This is a genomic window from Prochlorococcus sp. MIT2304, assembly GCF_059772405.1.
The window spans coordinates 529,511-550,194 of record NZ_CM186286.1; the positions used below are offsets into that span (position 1 = coordinate 529,511).

At 35.7% G+C, this 20,684-nt stretch carries 25 protein-coding genes and 1 pseudogene; 7 read left to right on the forward strand and 19 right to left on the reverse strand.

Annotation, left to right across the window (positions count from 1 at the left end; genetic code table 11):
- Window positions 1-242: 242 nt before the first annotated feature.
- From AC6EIY_RS03220 to def, 11 genes are all read right to left on the reverse strand, one after another.
- On the reverse strand, window positions 243-554 hold the full coding sequence (locus tag AC6EIY_RS03220; protein ID WP_498507570.1) for a hypothetical protein: 312 nt from the start codon (window positions 552-554) through the stop codon (window positions 243-245).
- A gap of 1,244 nt (window positions 555-1,798) precedes the next feature.
- Window positions 1,799-2,122: a hypothetical protein gene (locus AC6EIY_RS03225; protein WP_498507571.1), complete on the reverse strand. Its 324-nt coding sequence runs from the start codon at window positions 2,120-2,122 to the stop codon at window positions 1,799-1,801.
- 547 nt (window positions 2,123-2,669) lie between these two features.
- A complete protein-coding gene (locus tag AC6EIY_RS03230; protein WP_498507572.1) occupies window positions 2,670-2,939 on the reverse strand; it encodes a DUF3104 domain-containing protein in 270 nt (89 codons plus the stop codon).
- Between the two features lie 229 nt (window positions 2,940-3,168).
- Window positions 3,169-3,309 (reverse strand): hypothetical protein, encoded by a 141-nt coding sequence (locus AC6EIY_RS03235; RefSeq protein WP_498507573.1) that lies wholly within the window; start codon window positions 3,307-3,309, stop codon window positions 3,169-3,171.
- Between the two features lie 20 nt (window positions 3,310-3,329).
- A complete protein-coding gene (locus AC6EIY_RS03240) occupies window positions 3,330-3,482 on the reverse strand; it encodes a hypothetical protein (RefSeq protein ID WP_498507575.1) in 153 nt (50 codons plus the stop codon).
- A 276-nt stretch (window positions 3,483-3,758) separates the two neighbouring features.
- The gene (locus tag AC6EIY_RS03245; protein ID WP_498507576.1) at window positions 3,759-3,998 is read right to left on the reverse strand and encodes a hypothetical protein; all 240 of its coding nucleotides are present in this window, start codon (window positions 3,996-3,998) and stop codon (window positions 3,759-3,761) included.
- Between the two features lie 769 nt (window positions 3,999-4,767).
- Window positions 4,768-4,929, reverse strand: a complete 162-nt coding sequence (locus AC6EIY_RS03250; RefSeq protein WP_498507578.1) for a hypothetical protein — start codon at window positions 4,927-4,929, stop codon at window positions 4,768-4,770.
- Window positions 4,930-4,964: 35 nt separating this feature from the next.
- A complete protein-coding gene (locus AC6EIY_RS03255) occupies window positions 4,965-5,123 on the reverse strand; it encodes a hypothetical protein (protein ID WP_498507579.1) in 159 nt (52 codons plus the stop codon).
- Window positions 5,124-5,302: 179 nt separating this feature from the next.
- Entirely contained in the window at window positions 5,303-5,488 is a 186-nt protein-coding gene (locus AC6EIY_RS03260; protein WP_498507580.1) for a hypothetical protein, read from the reverse strand.
- Window positions 5,489-5,563: 75 nt separating this feature from the next.
- Window positions 5,564-11,725, reverse strand: a complete 6,162-nt coding sequence (locus AC6EIY_RS03265; protein WP_498507581.1) for a DUF4214 domain-containing protein — start codon at window positions 11,723-11,725, stop codon at window positions 5,564-5,566.
- 456 nt (window positions 11,726-12,181) lie between these two features.
- Window positions 12,182-12,715 (reverse strand): peptide deformylase, encoded by a 534-nt coding sequence (gene def / locus AC6EIY_RS03270; RefSeq protein ID WP_498507582.1) that lies wholly within the window; start codon window positions 12,713-12,715, stop codon window positions 12,182-12,184.
- 227 nt (window positions 12,716-12,942) lie between these two features.
- Between def and clpS the strand changes: the two genes are divergently transcribed.
- From clpS to AC6EIY_RS03290, 4 genes are all read left to right on the forward strand, one after another.
- Complete coding sequence (gene clpS / locus AC6EIY_RS03275; RefSeq protein WP_498508143.1) at window positions 12,943-13,239, forward strand: ATP-dependent Clp protease adapter ClpS; 297 nt, start codon at window positions 12,943-12,945, stop codon at window positions 13,237-13,239.
- Between the two features lie 277 nt (window positions 13,240-13,516).
- The gene (locus AC6EIY_RS03280; RefSeq protein WP_498507583.1) at window positions 13,517-13,741 is read left to right on the forward strand and encodes a hypothetical protein; all 225 of its coding nucleotides are present in this window, start codon (window positions 13,517-13,519) and stop codon (window positions 13,739-13,741) included.
- Window positions 13,742-13,787: 46 nt separating this feature from the next.
- Window positions 13,788-13,976, forward strand: coding sequence for a hypothetical protein (locus tag AC6EIY_RS03285; protein ID WP_498507584.1), 189 nt, complete (start codon window positions 13,788-13,790; stop codon window positions 13,974-13,976).
- Window positions 13,977-14,379: 403 nt separating this feature from the next.
- A complete protein-coding gene (locus tag AC6EIY_RS03290) occupies window positions 14,380-14,523 on the forward strand; it encodes a hypothetical protein (protein ID WP_498507585.1) in 144 nt (47 codons plus the stop codon).
- A gap of 14 nt (window positions 14,524-14,537) precedes the next feature.
- Here the strand turns inward: AC6EIY_RS03290 and AC6EIY_RS03295 are convergent.
- Window positions 14,538-14,740 (reverse strand): annotated as a pseudogene (locus AC6EIY_RS03295) (DUF1651 domain-containing protein).
- A 591-nt stretch (window positions 14,741-15,331) separates the two neighbouring features.
- Here AC6EIY_RS03295 and AC6EIY_RS03300 point away from each other — a divergent pair.
- Entirely contained in the window at window positions 15,332-15,571 is a 240-nt protein-coding gene (locus AC6EIY_RS03300) for a hypothetical protein (protein WP_498507586.1), read from the forward strand.
- Between the two features lie 14 nt (window positions 15,572-15,585).
- Here AC6EIY_RS03300 and AC6EIY_RS03305 read toward each other — a convergent pair whose 3' ends face one another.
- The 7 genes from AC6EIY_RS03305 to AC6EIY_RS03335 all read right to left on the reverse strand — a co-directional run bounded on the left by AC6EIY_RS03305 (window position 15,586) and on the right by AC6EIY_RS03335 (window position 18,787).
- Window positions 15,586-15,723 (reverse strand): hypothetical protein, encoded by a 138-nt coding sequence (locus AC6EIY_RS03305; RefSeq protein ID WP_498507587.1) that lies wholly within the window; start codon window positions 15,721-15,723, stop codon window positions 15,586-15,588.
- Between the two features lie 625 nt (window positions 15,724-16,348).
- Window positions 16,349-16,783: a cupin domain-containing protein gene (locus AC6EIY_RS03310; protein ID WP_498507588.1), complete on the reverse strand. Its 435-nt coding sequence runs from the start codon at window positions 16,781-16,783 to the stop codon at window positions 16,349-16,351.
- Between the two features lie 430 nt (window positions 16,784-17,213).
- Window positions 17,214-17,399: a hypothetical protein gene (locus AC6EIY_RS03315; RefSeq protein WP_498507589.1), complete on the reverse strand. Its 186-nt coding sequence runs from the start codon at window positions 17,397-17,399 to the stop codon at window positions 17,214-17,216.
- 18 nt (window positions 17,400-17,417) lie between these two features.
- Window positions 17,418-17,936 (reverse strand): hemagglutinin, encoded by a 519-nt coding sequence (locus tag AC6EIY_RS03320; RefSeq protein ID WP_498507590.1) that lies wholly within the window; start codon window positions 17,934-17,936, stop codon window positions 17,418-17,420.
- Window positions 17,937-17,949: 13 nt separating this feature from the next.
- Entirely contained in the window at window positions 17,950-18,222 is a 273-nt protein-coding gene (locus AC6EIY_RS03325; RefSeq protein WP_498507591.1) for an OsmC family protein, read from the reverse strand.
- 131 nt (window positions 18,223-18,353) lie between these two features.
- Entirely contained in the window at window positions 18,354-18,479 is a 126-nt protein-coding gene (locus AC6EIY_RS03330; protein WP_498507592.1) for a hypothetical protein, read from the reverse strand.
- A 182-nt stretch (window positions 18,480-18,661) separates the two neighbouring features.
- Window positions 18,662-18,787 (reverse strand): DUF2905 domain-containing protein, encoded by a 126-nt coding sequence (locus AC6EIY_RS03335; RefSeq protein WP_498507594.1) that lies wholly within the window; start codon window positions 18,785-18,787, stop codon window positions 18,662-18,664.
- Between the two features lie 697 nt (window positions 18,788-19,484).
- On the opposite strand from AC6EIY_RS03335, the gene AC6EIY_RS03340 reads away from it, so the two are divergent.
- Together AC6EIY_RS03340 and AC6EIY_RS03345 are read left to right on the forward strand one after the other, a co-directional pair.
- Window positions 19,485-20,066 (forward strand): S41 family peptidase, encoded by a 582-nt coding sequence (locus AC6EIY_RS03340; RefSeq protein ID WP_498507595.1) that lies wholly within the window; start codon window positions 19,485-19,487, stop codon window positions 20,064-20,066.
- Window positions 20,067-20,244: 178 nt separating this feature from the next.
- Window positions 20,245-20,532: a hypothetical protein gene (locus AC6EIY_RS03345; protein WP_498507596.1), complete on the forward strand. Its 288-nt coding sequence runs from the start codon at window positions 20,245-20,247 to the stop codon at window positions 20,530-20,532.
- The last annotated feature ends 152 nt before the right edge of the window (window positions 20,533-20,684 follow it).

A 20,684-nucleotide genomic window follows, 5' to 3' on the forward strand; every position in this document is an offset into this window, starting at 1 on the left:
GTCTTTAGCTATTTTTTATTGCTTATCAACTTTGCTTTTATTTCTGATCTTTTTTACTTATACATCAACTTATTTTGCAAGAAGGAAGCAAAAGTTTGTGCATATGATTCAAGTAGAGATGGTCAAGACACATTTAGAAAATGCATACAATTTAAATACTTTTAAAGACTCAGTGCATCAATAAAAAAAAATACTATAAATACTTAAAATCAAGATCTATTTTACGGAATAATATCGTTTAGTTAAACTTTCATTTTTAGGATTTTTTCTAACCACTCTTTTTGTTCTGTAAGGGAGGCTTCTTTTTCTATGACTTCTGTTTTATTAATATAAAGTTGATTAGTTGAGGCTTTATTTTCTTCTATATTTTTGTTTAAAAACAATCTTCTAGATATCAATATCTGATTACCAAAAAAATAAATTAGTTTACTGAGTCCATGAAACATTCCTTCACTGAAAATCAAAATTAATAAACCTACACCTGCGAATGATAAGAGAGCTCCTATCATTGCAATTGATGTGGACGTTGAAGCGAGATTATAATAAAGTCCCATTTTTTAAATCTAGCAGAATCAACAAGACCATAATGATAATTTTTTACTCAAGAAGAATATTTTTGAACTCTAATTGGTAGTCAATGCCTCTTTCTCAACTCCTAATTGATTAATCATATGAGGTGGAATCTTTGGGATATTAAATCTACTAATAATGCTTGAGATTTTTTTCTGAATTACTTTAGGAATAAAGACCATAATAATTTCTTGTCGTAGTTTTGATGACAACAGGAAGAGTCGTTATTGTTCTCAGACTTACGGTGGGTTCTCGTAAGCGAAGGAACTATTTACTCTATAAGTTTATTTAGCATTTCTTTAACCTAATGACATCCCTCTCGAGCACGACAGTGATTCTATGTGGCGAGAAATTGTAACCATTGATAATCTTTGTCTGTGCATTAGATACAAAAATAAATATATCCAAAGTATTTAAATTGTCGATAAAATAGAAAAAGATTGATTTTGTTCATACATAAAATCTGATTATGCTGGGTAGCATTTTGTGCTAAGGCCTAGAAATTTTGTGCATAGTCTTAGCAGATTTTCTTAAAATTTTTTGTGCCTCTTTTCTTGAAATACAAGCTTCTGCTTTAGCTTGAAGTTTTAAAAGCTTGGTGCTGCTTTTCTAAATTCATGCAACACCTGGAATAATTTGCCCAGTTACTAAATAGCTAGTTGCCATAAAAACGAAAGCCATCATTGAAGCTCTTCCAAGAAAAGTCATGGTCATACAATTAAATAATTGATTACGTTAACAGCCAAAATCTTTACCCGAGGTAGGTTTGCTCGAAAGTTTTCTAACTTTGTATATTTTGAAACCTACCCTTAAAACAGGTTATCTAGATCATCGAAATCGCCCATTAAGACAATTTCTAAACAGAGGAAAATGTCTTTATAGTATTACAATAAATAACGTTTGATACTATCCGATCAGTTGAAAGACTTTCGAAAAAAAGCATTATGGGTTTTTTAATATCATCGATTTCATAATTATTTGATACATATGTTTCATAAACTACAAAACAATTAACCCCCAGTGGATTCTTATTGCAAATGATCTTGGTGAAAGGCTTAAGACTTTAATCCAAAAGCTCTCAAAGCATTAATACTTAATATTGCGACAGATTTGGGATCCAAAAACCCGGTCTAGAAATGTTTAAATGATTAACAGTTAAATACGATCTAAATATTCTTTTTAATTCAAAAGAAAAGATTGAATTTATTAGTTGAATATTTAGCTAAAATTACCTATTCATTGAAATAAGTTGGGCCAAATGAAGCCTTTTTTCGTGTTCCCGCTTTTTTGCTAAGTGGATGTTTAGCTGTGATGAACTGGAGGTCCCTTTGGAAGCAAGATTTAACTCGGACTGATGTATTGCTTTTCTTTTGGATTTTTGCCTGAGGTATCGAATATTTAATTCCTTAGGACTTGAGTGACTTGGCCTGGAAGATAAAAACAAGTCAGCTTTGTGGAGTGAGTTTTTCTTACAGATGCTTTTTTTGATTAAAGGAAGGTGATTCATCACGTTTCTCGGCAGAGGCAACCCCGTTCCATGTTGCCCAAACATGCATTCCCCTAAGGAAATCGAACGTAATCAAATTGTAGCGGTTGATACCGTTTTTGCGAATAGAAGAAATTACTCAATTATAAAATTTCAAATCAAAGCTACTTTTCATCCATTAATTACTTTTGCTTAAAGCAAAGACAAGTAAAAAAGAGATTAATCGCTGATTGATAACTAAGTCTCATTAAGAAACAGACCAGAAAAAGTGTTCTAGATGAGTCGAGCTACAAAAGGATTCTAAAAAGCCACCCTCTCGGGAGCATCAAAGATTCTTTCAAAAGGTTGGAAAAGAATAATCAATCTCAAGTAAAAGTACTGGACGAGGGTAAGCAAGAGCTCCAAGAAGATTTCAAAGCTTTAGCTCTACGAAAAGAGAAAAGAAACTGAAAAATCCATTCTTAAATCTATTATCTAAATTCCTTTACAGGGATAAGTTTGATATGGTTTTCGACTGACGGCTTTTGATTCATTTGTTTCCATCTGATCGAATTACTAGCCAATAAGAAAACTCCAATACCAGCGATAATAGGGAATAGATTTTTAAAATGTTTCATTGCTGCGGTTTTTGATGTGGCTGCTGAATTTGTTCATAAAAAGTAGAAGGCTTTTTAATTGTTGTCCGATATTTACAAACTATCTCGCTAACTTCCTCACCATGAACCCAGCGGATTTCTCCAGAATCTAAATTTGCGATTTGAGAGAGTGTGGGTGCGTCTAGATCTCTTGAACCACCTATAAATGTTAAAACTTTTCCTCTTTGATCCGCTTTATATAAAACAGCATCACCCGGTCTGACTTTTAAAAATAAAGGTTCATCCATAATTTCATTTTGACAATATATATAAAGTAAGGGAAGTATCCTTTTTGACCAATTTCAAATTCCGTTAAATCCCTTTACTTCTATCAGTTCTAAATTATTTTTGAGTACTTTTTGGGCAACTCTGAAAATTGACACTAAAAAAGACAGGCTAAGTAATCTTCCTCTGATTGATCGGGACAAAAGTATGAGATGTTTTCTTGACTCAAAACGTAGCAATTCGGATTCTTGATTAGGACCCTACACTTTGGAACTCAGGAAAAGTCATCCCACCCCCATCATTATCGTCATCATCAAAACCAGAGATTAAAACCCATATACCTCCCAAGGCAAGCAAACCTGCTAAACAAATCACGATTACTTGGCTTGGCATGACCGATTTTCAGATTTTGTTTAATAAGTGTTTAAGTCGAATTTTGATTCACTAGGCTTAACTGGAATGGGACTATTTACTGAAGAATTATCTATAGAGAAAGCTTGAAGGATAACACCAGCCCCAACTATTAATAAAACTGTGCACATGATTTCGTGGTAAGTACTAAACATTTATCAAAAACTGTCTTTTAAAAATCTAATCAGTTGTCATATGGTGGTGATGTAGTACAAAGCGAAAGATTCTGGGGTGTTTCTCCTACTACCTTTAGAAGGTGGTCTATGGCTTGAAGACTAGGCAAAGGAAAACACTCTTTTTAAAGAGTGTTGACTTAAAACTGTGTGAGAGTGATTTTGAAGTGAAGACATTGAACAATTTGCCCTTTCGATTTCTAAAAAACTAGTAAGGTTTTATCAAGTCCTGATGTTCGGTTCAGGAGGGGTTCCCTATCATTTTTTCTTTTTCTTACTGTAATCTCTTTTAGTTGAAACCTTGTTTCCACGCCAGTCAGTTTCTCCTAAATATATTTCCTCTCCAAATAAATCGTTTAGTTGCTTTTCCGTCATTGGCTCCAGGGCAGGCACCTCAGCTATTTCATCTTGGGGCATTATTTTAACCTCTTCTGCTTTTACTGTTAAAGGACTGAAAAACAATAGAAGACCAATAACAAACGAAAAGAGCTTTTTCATCTCCCTGAATTGGCTGCTTTTGTCTATTAAAAACCAATACTCTCTTTTGAAGCTATCAGCATTAATGCCTTATCAAAAGAGTTTTTTTATTGCTGTTGTTGTATTTGATCTTAAAAAGCCTTCAACTTTCTACGAGCAAATTCAGCAGCAACAACAGCAGCAGTAAAAACCAACAAGAAAACCCTCTAGAAATTCCAACAACTAAAGGGGTTATTAATCGACTCGTACTACATAAAGTCAATTATGTCTTGATGAGGTTTGGCCTCAATTAAATACATAAGCGGAATCAAGTTAAAAAACAAGAAAAGATTGGATAGCCCTACCTAAACCGAACATCAGGACTTGATAAAACCCCTTTAAATTAATTTCATATTGATGACGTGATACGGAAGCATCATCAAGCTAGATCGGGGGACGGTCGTCGAAATCCCAGTCCCCTCTTCGCTAATTCATTAAAAGTTCATTAATTATGCACTTTTTTTGTAATCAAAACCATTAGCTAACCCTCCAACGTGGGGGTTTTCTTTTTCAGTAATCGTTTAGGACTAAAAAAAATGGACATGAATCCTTTCAAGCCGCTAATCCAACATTGCGAAGAGTTTTACGGAAAAATACTTTCCCTAAAAGAGCCACCATACAATTTTTATTTAAAACTACGGCTAAGCAAAGCCAACGCCAACGCTTAAAAAGCTCATACGGAATCAACTAAGCAACAATCATTACGAGCAATACTTGCTGGATTGTTTAATGTCTTTTTCAACAATTCTTGTTAATAGACTCCGCCAGTGCATGTAATTACCAAATCTACTCCAGCACAACCAATGAAGAAATCATGGTGCCTACTTTGAGAGTCTATTGGTGTATCTGTTTGATCTTTACACTCGCTACTAAGCAATAGACTACCGCCTAGCAGTAGTTGGACTAACTCCATAAAATCAGGCCTTTTTGCAACTACAGCCGTGACTTTTAAATCTGTTGTTTCTTGTTTTCCCAGCCGGACACCTCAGCCATTTTCCTCATTAAAGCAAGGTATCCAATTGCTCCCAGAAATAAACTAAAAGCAATCAGGTTGGGAATGATGCCACCAATAATCTGAGCTTCTCCAAAAGTAAGAAACGTAATCACAACAAAAACCTTGGCCCAGTTATGAGCGAAGTTCTTTTTTCCATAATGGTTCTTTTTAGGTAAGACCTGAGAAGAAGAAATACCAAATAAAGACTATTGCGTTTAAGACAAAGGTCACTGAAATCCCAATTATCTTGAATTTCATTCCTACATCATCGGAACCAGAATTTAATTTCACATCAGGCATTGTTCTCCTCCTTCGCTTTCCTGATTAATGTATTTTTTGGAAAAAAGAATGTAAGCAGACGGCCAAAGTAAAAAGCTCCTAATAAAACAAAACCACCACCACCTACGTAAATCAGAAGATTGGCTTGTGTGGAAGTTGCGAAAATTGGAACCATTATTCTTCTTCCAAATACGAGCATTTTAATAGGAGTGACCTAAATTGCTTCGTCGGTAGTAAAAAACTTTTCATGTGAATGTCTATCTTTGACTTGCTTTTACACCAACCCAGTCATTTCAGTAAAGAGAGCTTTGTTCTCGTCTGCTTCTGCAAAACCTAAAAGCAATTCGTATCTAGTCTCTTTCCCTGAATTTAAATTCCCAAGCCAATAGTTGTAACCATCTTGGTCATAGTCCCTACCAAGAACATTGACATAGAGAGTTTCTACATACTTGGCATTAGTAACATTTGTCCCATACCGTTCTTTAAATTCATCCGAGATAAGAAATGATTGTGCTACCGCACGATCATCATTCTCGCCAGAAGTATATTTCTCAATCCAATACTTCAATCCATCAGGATCAGGAAGACGCTTAAAGGCAGCGTTATAGAGGCGGAACATTTTTGCATCATCAGTATTTAAACCAGTGACTTGATCAAATGTTCCTTTTATATCAACAATGGTACTTATGTCTCTAAAAGAACTTGTTAATGCCTCTCCGGTAAAAGTCAATAATGGTAGACCTGTGATGTCGTCATAGCCAGAATCTGTTTTGATTTGATAGATGCCATTACCTTTGTTAAAGAACTTGTAATCACTAAAATTACCTCTGTAGGTTTTTACAACGTCTACTTTTGATTCCTCTACGGTTTGATCTGAAAACTGAATATATTCAAAATTTTTAAGAGTGTCAGTTCCATCTTTAAGACCTATTCTTTGATCTTCAATATATAGTAAATTCGATCCACGAGTAAATAAATAGTCTGAATGGTTTCCAGAATAAACTGCAGTATCAGAACCTAAATCACCGTTCAAATCATCATTTCCAGTCCCTCCAATAACAATATCGTCACCTAATCCACTATTAATGACATCATTTATAGAGATTTGAGCCCGGCTTTCAATCAAATTGGATTGACTAAGGTCATAGTCAATCCAATTTTCCATTTTTAATTTTACATCAACTGGATTACTTGAAAAATCAGATTCATCAATTAGTGTATTTGATGAATCATAAAATAAAACCTTACTAATATCTCCTTTAACTTGACGAATATTTGCAGGTTTATTTTTTGAGAAAACTCCTTCTAATTCAACTAATTTTCTAGTTCCAGTAGTTGTTTCATAAAATAATACTCTTTGTTCATCGGCCCATGTGACTTCACCCTCTAATTTTATTTTCTCTGGGCTTGAGAGAATATTTAAAGATTCATTTGCATGAGAAATATAGCGATGGCCCTCAAAGTTAGAAAAATCATTACTTGTTATTGAATTATTATTTTCAATGTCTACTTTTATGAGTTTGGTCAACAAGTTATTGGGACCAATCTCATAAGAAGCCGCATTGACAATTTCAACTTGTGAATTATTTATACAGCCACAGCAACAACAAATACTTGAATTAATATGCTCAATCATATCCAAAGATCCAGTAGATCTTGAGAAATCTATATTTAGACTATTACTTACATTTACATTCTCTGCAGCATTATAATTAACGTCGTAACCAATATCATCGAGAGCGGCAATTGTTAACCTGCTTAATGGCATTGATGATGCTACCCATCCTTCCATTAACTCATTTTGAAATATAGATCTACTCCAATGTGAGCCAGCTGTTCCTCCTCCACCTGAGTCTTCTAATGGAACGGAAGAGGCTTGAAAACCAGTATAGTTATTATATTCTCTGAGGCCATTTGCTCCTACATAATTAGAGTTATTAGTTAAGTCAAAATCACGAAATCCTCCTGAACTAATACCCAATACATGCCCAATTTCATGCTTAATGACATCAGTTAATTGTCCCCGAGAGATCTGTTCTTGAATATGAGCCTCATTTAAATATACAACTCCTAAGTATGGCAATTCATTGCCTGTTGTTCGACGTCTAAGATAACCAGCACTTGCTACAGGTCCACTACGACCTCCATTCTCAATCACCGCACAGTAAATCATTAAATCATCTATTGTTCCTATATTGATTCCACTTACAGTACCTATATAAACATCTTCTAATTCACTAAGTACTACTTCTTGCCAGAAATCAGCAGCTGCCTCAAAATAAGCTCTATATTCATGTCCGTTTGCCATATAAAAAGAAATATCAAAATTTGATTCTTCAGTCGTAGTTGGTGTTACATCGTTCAGAGAGACCTTATAGCTGCCTATCTGATTTCCATAAGCACCAGCAGCAATGTAATGCTTTCCAGTCGTTGTAGCTGTAAAAGATAATTGAGCATTACGATTTTGACCATTATCATCATTAGATGTACCTGTAATTAATGTCCCACTCGCGTTATACAGTCCCCTTAAATAGGGATCACTAAGTGAACCAGCAGAAGTAGGACTTCCCTCTAAATCAATGCGATAAATATTTCCTGCTGTTAATGAGACAGCAAACCAATCCTGATCTCCAGCAATTTCAATACTCCCTGTCGCTGAACCACCTACAGTGACAGAACCATTCGTACTTATCGTATCTATATAATCATCTCCTATATCTCCATCACCAACCTTAAATAGTGACAGTTCATAAGTACCTGTATGATTGCTATAGGCTCCTGCAGAGATGAAATATTTTCCACTACTAGTAGCTGTAAATAAAAGTTTTGAATTAGAACCACTACCATTATCATCATCAGTGGTTCCAGAAATTAATGTCCCATTCGAGTTATACAGTCCTCTTAAGTAAGGATCTACTAAACTTCCAGCTAAAGTATCAACACCTTCCAAATTGATAACATACCTACTCCCGGAGACGAGTGATACTGCAAACCAATCTTCATCATCTTCTATTTCAATTTTGCCAGATATCGATTCACCTACTGAAATTTTCCCAGTAGTATTTATATTACTCAAGTAATCATCTCTAGCCCCTATTTGTCTAATTGAAAGTGTATAGGATCCAATATCTCCATAATAATTATTTGAATAAGCACCAGCAGCAATGTAATGGGTACCAGTCGTTGTAGCCGTATAAGATAATTGAGCATTACGACTAGTGCCACTATCATCATCTGTGGTTCCAGAAATTAGTGTGCCGCTTGCATTATAAAGTCCCCGTAAATATGGATCTGCCAATGAACCAGCAGAGGTAGGACTACCTTCTAAATCAATGTGATAAATATTTCCTGCTATTAAAGAGACAGCAAACCAATCTTGATCTCCAGCAATTTCAATACTCCCTGTCGCTGAACCACCTACAGTAACAAAACCATTCGTACTTGTCGTAGCCGTATAGTCGTCTGCGCTTCCAGTCTGCGTAACAGATAACCTATACGTTCCAATATTATCGTAATAAGTACTGTTATAACCACCAGCAGCAATATAATGGGTACCAGTTGTCGCCGCTGTATATAAAAGCTGTGAATTAGAACCACTACCACTATCATCATCAGTGGTCCCAGAAATTAGTGTGCCGCTTGCATTATAAAGTCCCCGTAAATATGGATCTGCCAATGAACCAGCAGAAGTAGGACTACCTTGTAAATCAATACGATAAATATTTCCTGCTATTAAAGAGACAGCAAACCAATCTTGATCTCCAGCAATTTCAATACTCCCTGTCGCTGAACCACCTACAGTGACAGAACCATTTGTAGTTGTCGTAGCCGTATAGTCGTCTGCGCTTCCAGTCCGCGTAACAGAAAGATTATATGTTCCAGTTAAATCATAATAAGCACCAGCAGCAATGTAATGGGTACCAGTCGTTGTAGCCGTATAAGATAATTGAGCATTACGACTAGTGCCACTATCATCATCTGTGGTTCCAGAAATTAGTGTGCCGCTTGCATTATAAAGTCCCCGTAAATATGGATCTGCCAATGAACCAGCAGAGGTAGGACTACCTTCTAAATCAATGTGATAAATATTTCCTGCTATTAAAGAGACAGCAAACCAATCTTGATCTCCAGCAATTTCAATACTCCCTGTCGCTGAACCACCTACAGTAACAAAACCATTCGTACTTGTCGTAGCCGTATAGTCGTCTGCGCTTCCAGTCTGCGTAACAGATAACCTATACGTTCCAATATTATCGTAATAAGTACTGTTATAACCACCAGCAGCAATATAATGGGTACCAGTTGTCGCCGCTGTATATAAAAGCTGTGAATTAGAACCACTACCACTATCATCATCAGTGGTCCCAGAAATTAGTGTGCCGCTTGCATTATAAAGTCCCCGTAAATATGGATCTGCCAATGAACCAGCAGAAGTAGGACTACCTTGTAAATCAATACGATAAATATTTCCTGCTATTAAAGAGACAGCAAACCAATCTTGATCTCCAGCAATTTCAATACTCCCTGTCGCTGAACCACCTACAGTGACAGAACCATTTGTAGTTGTCGTAGCCGTATAGTCGTCTGCGCTTCCAGTCCGCGTAACAGAAAGATTATATGTTCCAGTTAAATCATAATAAGCACCAGCAGCAATGTAATGGGTACCAGTCGTTGTAGCCGTATAAGATAATTGAGCATTACGACTAGTGCCACTATCATCATCTGTGGTTCCAGAAATTAGTGTGCCGCTTGCATTATAAAGTCCCCGTAAATATGGATCTGCCAATGAACCAGCAGAGGTAGGACTACCTTCTAAATCAATGTGATAAATATTTCCTGCTATTAAAGAGACAGCAAACCAATCTTGATCTCCAGCAATTTCAATACTCCCTGTCGCTGAACCACCTACAGTAACAAAACCATTCGTACTTGTCGTAGCCGTATAGTCGTCTGATGGGGTAGCAGTAGAAGTATCTAGAACTGTGACTGAGACATCGCTAGCAACTTGATTTGTTTTTAATGAATCTGTAAATAGCCTTAAAATAAATGATTCACTTCCTTCAGTTAATGAATCATTTTTCAGTGTCTGAGAGAAAGAGAACTTCCCATCGCTTCCAACTGTTCCTGATCCGCTGACAGGTGAACTTGATGTAAAGTCACCAGTCGACATGTCATCGCTATAAGTACCCCAATAAAGAGTTGTCCCTTGCGCAACATTTGCTGTCTCAACAGTTGTCGTTAATGTATCTCCCTCATTAATCGTACTTGCAGATGCAGATAAGATATAAGTTGGGGTAGCAGTAGAAGTATCTAGAACTGTGACTGAGACATCGCTAGCAACTTGATTTGTTTTTAATGAATCTGTAAATAGCCTTAAAATAAATGATTCACTTCCTTCAGTTAATGAATCATTTTTCAGTGTCTGAGAGAAAGAGAACTTCCCATCGCTTCCAACTGTTCCTGATCCGCTGACAGGTGAACTTGATGTAAAGTCACCAGTCGACATGTCATCGCTATAAGTACCCCAATAAAGAGTTGTCCCTTGCGCAACATTTGCTGTCTCAACAGTTGTCGTTAATGTATCTCCCTCATTAATCGTACTTGCAGATGCAGATAAGATATAAGTTGGGGTAGCAGTAGAAGTATCTAGAACTGTGACTGAGACATCGCTAGCAACTTGATTTGTTTTTAATGAATCTGTAAATAGCCTTAAAATAAATGATTCACTTCCTTCAGTTAATGAATCATTTTTCAGTGTCTGAGAGAAAGAGAACTTCCCATCGCTTCCAACTGTTCCTGATCCGCTGACAGGTGAACTTGATGTAAAGTCACCAGTCGACATGTCATCGCTATAAGTACCCCAATAAAGAGTTGTCCCTTGCGCAACATTTGCTGTCTCAACAGTTGTCGTTAATGTATCTCCCTCATTAATCGTACTTGCAGATGCAGATAAGGTATAAGTTGGGGTAGCAAGAGATATCGAAATATCATCGAAATAATTATGATGCCCCTGTCCAAATGGTCCAGCTGAGGAGACCTGTATTTGAAGCTCATGAGAGCCTTTCCCTAATTCAATAGATCCACTCAATGGAAAGTTCCAAACATCTCCCACAGGAGCAGCAGCTCCAATCCCATCAATATAAGTCCCATTTATGTTTAATGAATTGGAACTCCCATAACTAGTGGGACTGTTGAAGTAATTGGGATTTTGATAAGCCCATGTATTAATACTAAATGTATAAGTACCTGCTACGTAGACATCAAATGCATGAGTTGCCGTTACGACGCCAAGACTGCTCCATGCGTAAACTTCTAAAGCATTACCATTCCATGAAGTATTTGATATGGAATATTCAGGAGTGCCATTTACTCCTGTTATCGTCCATTCATCTAGATCATTAAAGCTTGTATTTATATTTGAATAATAAGATGACAAGTCCTATTGCTGAAATAAAAATAATTTTTTTATTTTATCTAAATTTCTAGCCTAACTGCAGATTATATTTACACTTCAAAATGATTTAGCTTAAATAGCTTAAAAGTTTTCTTCTGATTCATCGCCTGTTCGTTCATATAGAAATCACTACGTCTGGTAGAGAACTAAAATTCGAAGGACATTGAGAAGATCAATAATCATGGCTGATATATTATTTATTTCCAGAAGTCCAGACGAAAAATATAAATACTCTCTTTTACATCTGGTACTTAATGCATTTATCAAAAACTCGATAAAAAAGAAAAGAACTCATTAATTCTTAAAGCATTCAAGACTTATATTGGCATTGAAGGAACATCTGAAGAGAGAATAGAAAGAAGGGAATTGTATTGCTTTGAGTGGAATTGGATGAAACATTTTCTACTTGCACATTTACTAAAGCTAAAAAATTGAGGCTTATGGAATGCGTCCATGAGCCTGAAGCTCTTCCGTAAATCCAAAATCTAGTGGACTGATAAGACGGTCAGGAAACAGTACACCATCCAAGTGATCATTTTCATGTTGAGCGACTCGTGCTTGAAAATCTTGAAACTCTTCTGAGTGGAAAGCACCTTCTCGATCTTGCCATTTTATCTTAATACGTTTCCACCGCTTCACCTGACCGCGCAAACCAGGCACACTAAGGCAACCCTCCCAACCAGAGATTAAATCATTTCCAATTGATTTGATGACAGGATTGATCAGTACACGTTCTGGCAAAGGATCTGCATCGGGGTATCGAGGGTTATGGCTCATGCCGATCACGAAAATCCTCCATGGTTCATTGATCTGCGGTGACGCTAGACCTGCTCCAGAACAATAAGATTTTGTATCAAAAAGATCGTCTATTATCTGCTGTAGACGTTGACTGCCGAACCAGGCATCAGGCACCTCTGCCGCGCATGTGCGCAATGCTGGATCCCCAATTCGAAGAACATTCCGAATCCCCATATACCAATCAAAATGTCATTAATAGCTTACATCGACCCAACGCAGGAGAACGGCATTGGTTTCAAAAATGACTGACCCAACAGAATACCCACCATTTTATTTGAATATTTTTGAGACATTGAAAAGGGTGATTTCATGAAGAACCATTCTAAGAGAGGTCTCCAAATTGGTAGATTCAAAGCTCAGTTGACAGTGGACCTATCTTGGGTTAATTGGCCCACATTTTTATGGATCAAATTACTGATTCAACAACTACAGTGTTGGATCCAAAAACAACAAAAAGAAAGTATCCAGAAGCAAGGATAATAGTTCTTGATGACAATTTTAATTCGTTTGAACATGTAGCAAATTGTCTTGTGATAATTATCCCAGGAATGAGTAAAAAAAGATCATGGGAACTTGCTGTCGAAGTAGATAGGGAAGGTTCTGCGGAAGTTTGGAGAGGCCCCCTTGAACAGGCAGAGCTATATCATCATCAGCTGGTCAGCAAAGGATTAACAATGGCACCAATTGAAAAAACATAAAATTTCTCATCCACATAGAGCTTCTTAGAAAAACAATGAAAAACTTATTTTCTTCTGTTCTTTGTCTTTTTTGTTTATTTGCCCTCTTGCAGCTCAAGCAGATCATGTCGAACCAATTCCTCAAGAGGAAATAATTGAAGCACCTTGACCTGATCCAATGTCGAATGAGGTAATTAGATATTTACAAGTTGAGGAAATGTATCAAGGTACTCTTAGTTGGCAAGGCAACAAAGCTTCTACCAAATTTAATTACGATATAAAAAAGGAAAGAAAATAGATGGCAATATTCGCAGTTTTAGTTCTCATTGGATTTGTCCTGTCTTGGTACTTCCAAAGCTGGGGATTTTTCTCTCGCATTCTTGGCTATGGGATAATTTTTGCCGCAGTTCCTTTAGGATGGAAATTTGCTTCGGTGGCGGGTTTAAACCCAATAGCAGTTTTCTTGATTTACTTGAATGTATTTTGGATTGTTTATTTCTTTATTTACAGAAGGAACCGTTAAATATCCAAAACACTTTAGGGTGAGTTTATTAGCAATTTATTTTTGAATGCCTAGTCCTTTATTTGCAGTACCACTCAATATGGGAACAGGTACTTGGATTGTGACGATTGTTGCTGGTTTAAGTTTTATCGTGATGTTTGGTATTGCTTCTGCCTTTGGCGATTTCCAAGGTTTGATTAATACAACATTAGAAAACGATTCAAATGCTAGAGAAAGCAGAAAGAACAAAAGATAAAAAAAGACTGAGCCAAGTAAGACCAAGTTATAAACCTTTAATAGCTTTTGCATCAAGTTGAAGCCGTAACTCCATTTCTCTAGTTGCAAGTTTTGCTTCGTCTCTCATGATCTGAACGCCTACCCATGCGAGTCCTAAACCAATTGCAGCTGGGAGACCTATTGGTTGTGATCTTTGCGAGCTTGTTCATTGATTTTTATCGGTATCAATAAGAAGCTAATCTTTCTCTGGAGGACATTCCTCAATGTTATCTTCATCTCTATAAACATACAGTGATTCTCCTCCAATGTGTTTGACCTGAAAGATCCAATTTTTTTACTATTGCTTGAGATTATTAAATAAGTTTTCATATAGATAATTCTTAAAAATGAACCCTTTATTCCTAACTAGGAGGAGGTCAACAATGAAAGTCGAGGTTTCTTGTTTCATTGGAGGGATGGATATCAAAGAAATTGTTCATGTAGATAAATTTGAAGATGCCGAAAAAGCAGCAAAGTCTAGAAATGAATTTTGCAGACAAGTAAGCCAAAAAGTATTGGTGGAATAAATGAAAGTGAAGAATTAGGCAGCAGCATCATTGATTTGACGTTCTATTAATTGCCAACCTTCCGATTGAAGCTTATGCCATGTTTCTAGTGCATTTTTATATTCCAATCTTCTTGTATTTTTCAATTTGGCAGGTATTCGTTCTCTGTACAGTGCCAAAGTTGAGTCATCACGTTTGGATAACTCATGAGTGATTTCGGATCACAAATTAAAAACATACATAAGTCTCTTCTCGGAGAGACTATCCAGCCTGTCGTAATTGGTAATTATTCTCTGATTAAACGATTTATATAATTGAAGTCTGATTGAAAATAAAATTCTGATAATAAAAGTTAAACAAGGGAATACGAATCAGAGATAAAAATAATCATTTCAATGGTACTTTCATTACTATTAGGTGTAGCGTAAAATCAGATATAACATATTCCTTTTTTTAAGAGGAAGTAAAAAATAGCAATAAGTAAATCAATTTCTAATTGATTTGAATTGAAAAAACTATTTCATAGTATTTTTAGAATTGACAAGTTAGTAGCCCTAAGAAAGTTAATTATTTATGCAATGAGTCTTAAAAGTATTTAGTTTATATGCCTGCTCTAAGTGGGTTGAATATTGACTCTAAGCTCAAATTAGTTATGTGATGAAAACTCTGACTTACTCATTGATGCATTTCCGCTATTTTTTTAACATAGAATTGTAATGAAAGTAATTAATATGCCTTTCGAATGAACATCAATATAAATATTTAAATCCTCGCGAGTAAGGAAATACAAAATCAATATATATATATATAATTCATAATTATAAATTACATGTTTCCATTAATAGCCATTGCAGCTTTTTTTATCTTAGGCATAGCATTCTTTGTTATTGGTAAGGATGATTTTGGAATTAAAAGAGTAAAAGAAGTTTCTAATGATACTTCTGTCAAAAGAAAGGAGGTTGCAAATCCAGAGTCAGCTCCAAACGATGAGTCAATAGAAGAGAAGAAGGAACTAGTAAGTGCAGAAAGTTCAGCTGAGATTGACTCAGGTAGTAATACTTCTGATTAAATCGTGACTAAATCTCAACTTGCATACCTTTCAGGAATCACCTTTGTATCTATTGGCTTAATACCAACTGCAAGAAGCATTTTTTCTGTTGAGTCGTTTAATGATGCTCCTATTTTCTTTTTGGCAGGGGGGATATGGTTACTATTGATCATTATTTTCTTATATTCCTCTAAGGAGACCCAACGACAATTTCCAACAAGAGGAAATAGTTAGACTTTATTTAAGTCTTTGTTAGTTTTAATCACTGAGGATTTAGCAGATCACCAAGTTACTTTTTATTTTCTGGAGCCAACTCTCTAAATGATAGACGCCTTAGCTTAACCAGATATCTTTTTCTTACTTCAAATAGTTTAAAAAAAGATAATTCATTTTTTATCCTTCCCATTTTGTTTATTGGTACCTTCAATGTATAGAACCAAATATTTAGTAACCATTTTTGAGAGAATTTATAGGATTCATTCTTCTTCTAAAATCAGTCCTCTCTGGTAAAAATCTTATATTGGCATAGACCATCAAATAATTTATGAGCTCTTGGCTGACCGGTTTTAACAGCCCTAATCTTATCAAGAATTGAAGCATTGCAAATAATCCAGAAACTTCCTGGCTCAAGATTTGGAAAGATAATTGCTTACGTCATTGGTGAATAGCTAACTTTTCTTGCAGGATTCCTTTTTTATATAACGGTCAACCAATAAAAAAGGACTGAACTAAGTCAGTCCTGATTGTCCCAATAGCAATCGGCTGTAAACCTTCTTTATTTAATCAGAAAGAGTTTATTCATCGAGTCGGTACAGTTGTTTTCTTACCTTTTGATCCTGCTGAGACACTAAAAACCACCATCTCTTCATTGGAAATGTTTTGGCAAAAATGAGCAGTGTCTTGGGATGAAGCGAAGCTTTCACCGACCTCCACAGTCAATGATTGTCCGTCACTAGTTTCACAATAAAGAGTTCCTTTTTGTACATAAATAATCCCAGGTTGTGGATGTAAATGAAGAGGTGTTTTAAAACCTGGTTGTGCAGTTATTTTTTCAAGTTTCATTTCTGCTTGGCTTTTTGGGTAGCTAAATGAATCTCCATTCCACGATTCAGATGCACTAATAAGGGTTTCTACTATCACAGGTTCAAGGGATGTTTGCTCCTTTGGACTACAAGAAACTATTAGGATAGAAATTCCAGCTGTTAGTGCAAGAAGAAGAAAAAAACGGCGCATTAAAGATGTGTAAATAGCAGCTCGTTATAGCTGATCTTGTTCAAGCAGGCATCATATAAAAGACTGACCTAAGTCAGTAATCTGATTCTGATAGCAATCGGCCGTCAACCGTTAAATTAATGTATTTTTATGCCATCCAATTTGAAAATTCTTCACTACCAATAATGTGACCAGAAGCTTCTACATCTGTTTTCCCTTCCATTAGTTGCCTAAAACTCCTGTTTCCGCCTCAAGTATTGCTGATCTTAAAGACGATCAGAGTTGCTACCTTCGTTGTTAATTAATAAGACTCAGTAATTAGAACATGTTTCTCATTCTTTGAACGCAATTTTGTTGAACATCCCAATTATCAAATCTTTGAGTTCAATGGACATTATAAGTAACTATTTTTTGTCTTTCCAGCCTTGTATATCAGACATTTAATTCCGATTTACGATTGATCCTTTAATCTTTTAAACAAGCAGGCATTTGTCATAATCATTCCTTTGTAATCATCAGGGAAAGATTTCATCCATGTAGGAATTGTAATTTCCGAAGGCAATGGGTTTTCCAAGTAGAAAATCACTTCTTTCGATTCTTGAAGAACTATGTGTGGTGGTAGCTTCTTATTTGTCATAGCAGAATTTTAATCCGATCAAGAAATTTTTTCTCTAGATTGAATATGCTCAAACTTAATCCTTTTGATTTGATCTTTTTCCCAAATCCAGTAAACAGGATCTTTCTTTTGAGCTATTTGCAGATCTTTCCTTTCTCTTAAACTAACAGGTATAAATTCATTTTCAGGATTAAATTTTTCATCTCTTACGGCTTGGTTTAGAACAATACTTCCTTCTTTATTAGAGATTGATCGATGATATGTACCGATAGGAATTTGAAGCGCTCCCATGGCGCGGTTTAAAAAAATGATGTGATGTGGTTCATCCCATTCAGGATTGATCAAAGTAAAAATACGACTACCTTCAATTACTAAATTGTGATCAATCTGATGTCGATGTACGTAATATTGTTCAAAATATCCATCATCTGGTGGTGAGATTGCATTGCCGTGATGAATTACGACATCAGATCCATTGGATCCTTTTACCCCCGCATCGAAGAACGATACTTGAGGTGTCTCACGGAAAACGTGAGTAGGGAAAAAATTTAAACGCATTTCAAATCCTCCTTTACTGTTGTGTCCATAGAAGATTAATGTTTGTCGAACTTTCTATATTTCTCAATACAGGGCAATCTTTTATTTCTTTTTTTAATCCATTTAATTGATCAGTGGTCAGATTTGATGGGGTAAAAATATTAATAATCAAAGTATCGATTTTCCTGGGACCAAGCTTAGACATACGTTTTTGAACTTCTAGTTTTAGACCATCTAATGACCATCTTTCCTTTTTCGCTTTGATACCCATCACTGTTAGTAGACAAGTCCCTAATGCTGTCGCCACAAGATCTGTAGGACAGAAATCTCGTCCTTTCCCTTCATGATCTAGGGGAGCATCAGTTCGTAAGACTGAACCAGATTGTTGATGAAGTGACTCTGTTTTTAAATCACCAAGATATGTACAAATGATTTTGTTTACACTTCATATGTCTTACAGGTTGAGTTGGTTGGGTGTAGATCACATTCATTTCCCCAAAACTCTTCTCTTGTTTCAGTAGGAATTTCGTAATTGAAATCATGCATCACTTGAATATCACTCAACGCATTTTTGATGATAGATAACGGAGTTTTTAGTTTCATAAGCCTCCTAATCGGATACCATTGTTCTACTTGACTTTTTCTTATTTAGATACCTCGGTTATTACTCAAGTATTACTCCCTATTAATCAGTTTGGTTATGGAAAAAGATTGATTTTAATTAGCATCTTTAGACATGACAGTTGTTAGGACGATCGGAACAAATTAAGAATGACTGTAAGAAGCAGGCTAATGGCAATACAGCTAACGACTGAGAAATAGAAAGTTGAGTTCTCACCTCTAAGAATGATATCCCTAGGTAATCTTCCCAACCCTATTTGTTTTTAATAGAGATATAGAACGCCAATCGAAGCGATTACAAGTCCAAGGGTAATTAGTATCCTTTGCATTATTAGTTATTAATTAACCCAACTGTACTAATACTTGGGTGATAGCAACCTTTTCAGTTATGACGCTTTCAATTAAACATTTGCCAGGGGATCTGCCTACACTTTGATTACTGGCTCAGGCTTTAGGGAGGGTTTCAATGCCTCCCGGAAAAAATTCATGATAAAACAGTAATTTATACTGATTTGATTTTTAGATCATTTTGATTAGAAAAGAATTATCAGAACTTTTATTTTAAGACTCGGTTCTGATAGTAGAGGGGAAGGCATTCAAAGTCATATTGGATGGAATGCCTCCCCAACATTTTTAGGAGGATTCATTATGTCTTGTGGAAATCCATTTAATCATCTACTAAAGAATGTCAAAGGATCTTTCATGAATCATGAGTTGTTTTCTACTTCCAAGCCCAAATATGATGATGATGTGCTTGAGTGCATGCAATTTGGTATTTGCTCCTCTAAGCCTCCTCGTCTGAAAGATATTCCGTACTTTCATTTTTAACGAGTCATATTTAAATTTCAGAGAGCTTTTGAAAATAGGAGTAGCTATAAATAAATGAACGGGATACATTAGAAATTGATAGCGCATATAGCTTGAATTTAGTGTAGGGAACATTCAAGAATGAAACACTTACTACTTCCCCTTGTTTCTGCTTTTGTATTATCGATCACTGTAAAGGCTGAAGTCTCAGAAGAGATTCACAAACGTTGCCTAGAAGCTAGAGATTACTCTGGTTGCGTAATGACTAACCGGGGTAAAAATCCAAGTATCAAAAGAGAAATGACTGGTATTGGTATAATGCTTTTTCTGAATAGTGATACAGCTGAATTAACAATACAATCAGTTATTAAAAGCTCTCCTGCCAGTGATGCCGATATGGAAACAGGTGATGTAATCCTAAAGATAAATGGAAAGTCAACCAAAGGAATGGGTTTAAAGGAGGCAATTAAATTAATCAAAGGTCCTAAAGATAAGCCAATTAAATTAGTCATTGGTAGAACTAACGAAAAAGGTAAAAGAAAAAAAATTGAGGTGAACTTGATTCGAGATACATTTGTTATTCCTGAAAGTGAAACTTTCGATCAATTAAACATAAGAGATTTTTTTAAGTATGGTTTTCCAAGGGATCTACAGCCAATGAATCCACAAAGAAATTACCCTGTTGAGCCAAAAAAAGAATTATTCCCTAATAATCAAATCTAATTCTATTACCAACGTCATTTTTCACTAATTAATAGAAAAGAGTTTTGTTTAAGACTTATTAGCAATCTATCGGTATACCCAACTATTTAGTAGTAGTAACTGATCTTGGTTGTAGAGGCCGTATCAAATTCTTCGGTTTGCAACATTTTAAATTCCAAGTAGTCGAGTCAAAGTAAATATGTCCTTTGAAATAAATGTAATGTACTCCTCTTTATTTGACGCCTTATTCGCTGATTCTTTCTTCTCTCCTATTAGAACGGTTTATGTTGTCTCTGATAGTCAGCTAGAAGAAATCAAGCGTAAGCAACATCAAGAAGAGCTAGACAAAATTGAAACCTCTCGTAAGAGGTTGGAAGAGAGTTATCAAGCTCGAGTAAAGGTTCTTGATGATAGAGAGCATGAGCTACAAGAAGAGATCAAAGCTCTTGCTCCTGCCGAGAAAAAGAAAGAAAAAGTTGCTGCTTAATAAGTAGCTTGTGGACATTGTGTAATTATTGATTTGTAGTTAGCCTCTTTCCTTTCAAGAAGGGTAGAGGCTTTTTAATTGTCTGAATGATCTATTTAAGCATCAACAATTCGCCCCCCTCGAGAGCATTTAATGATTCATTGATTTTCTTT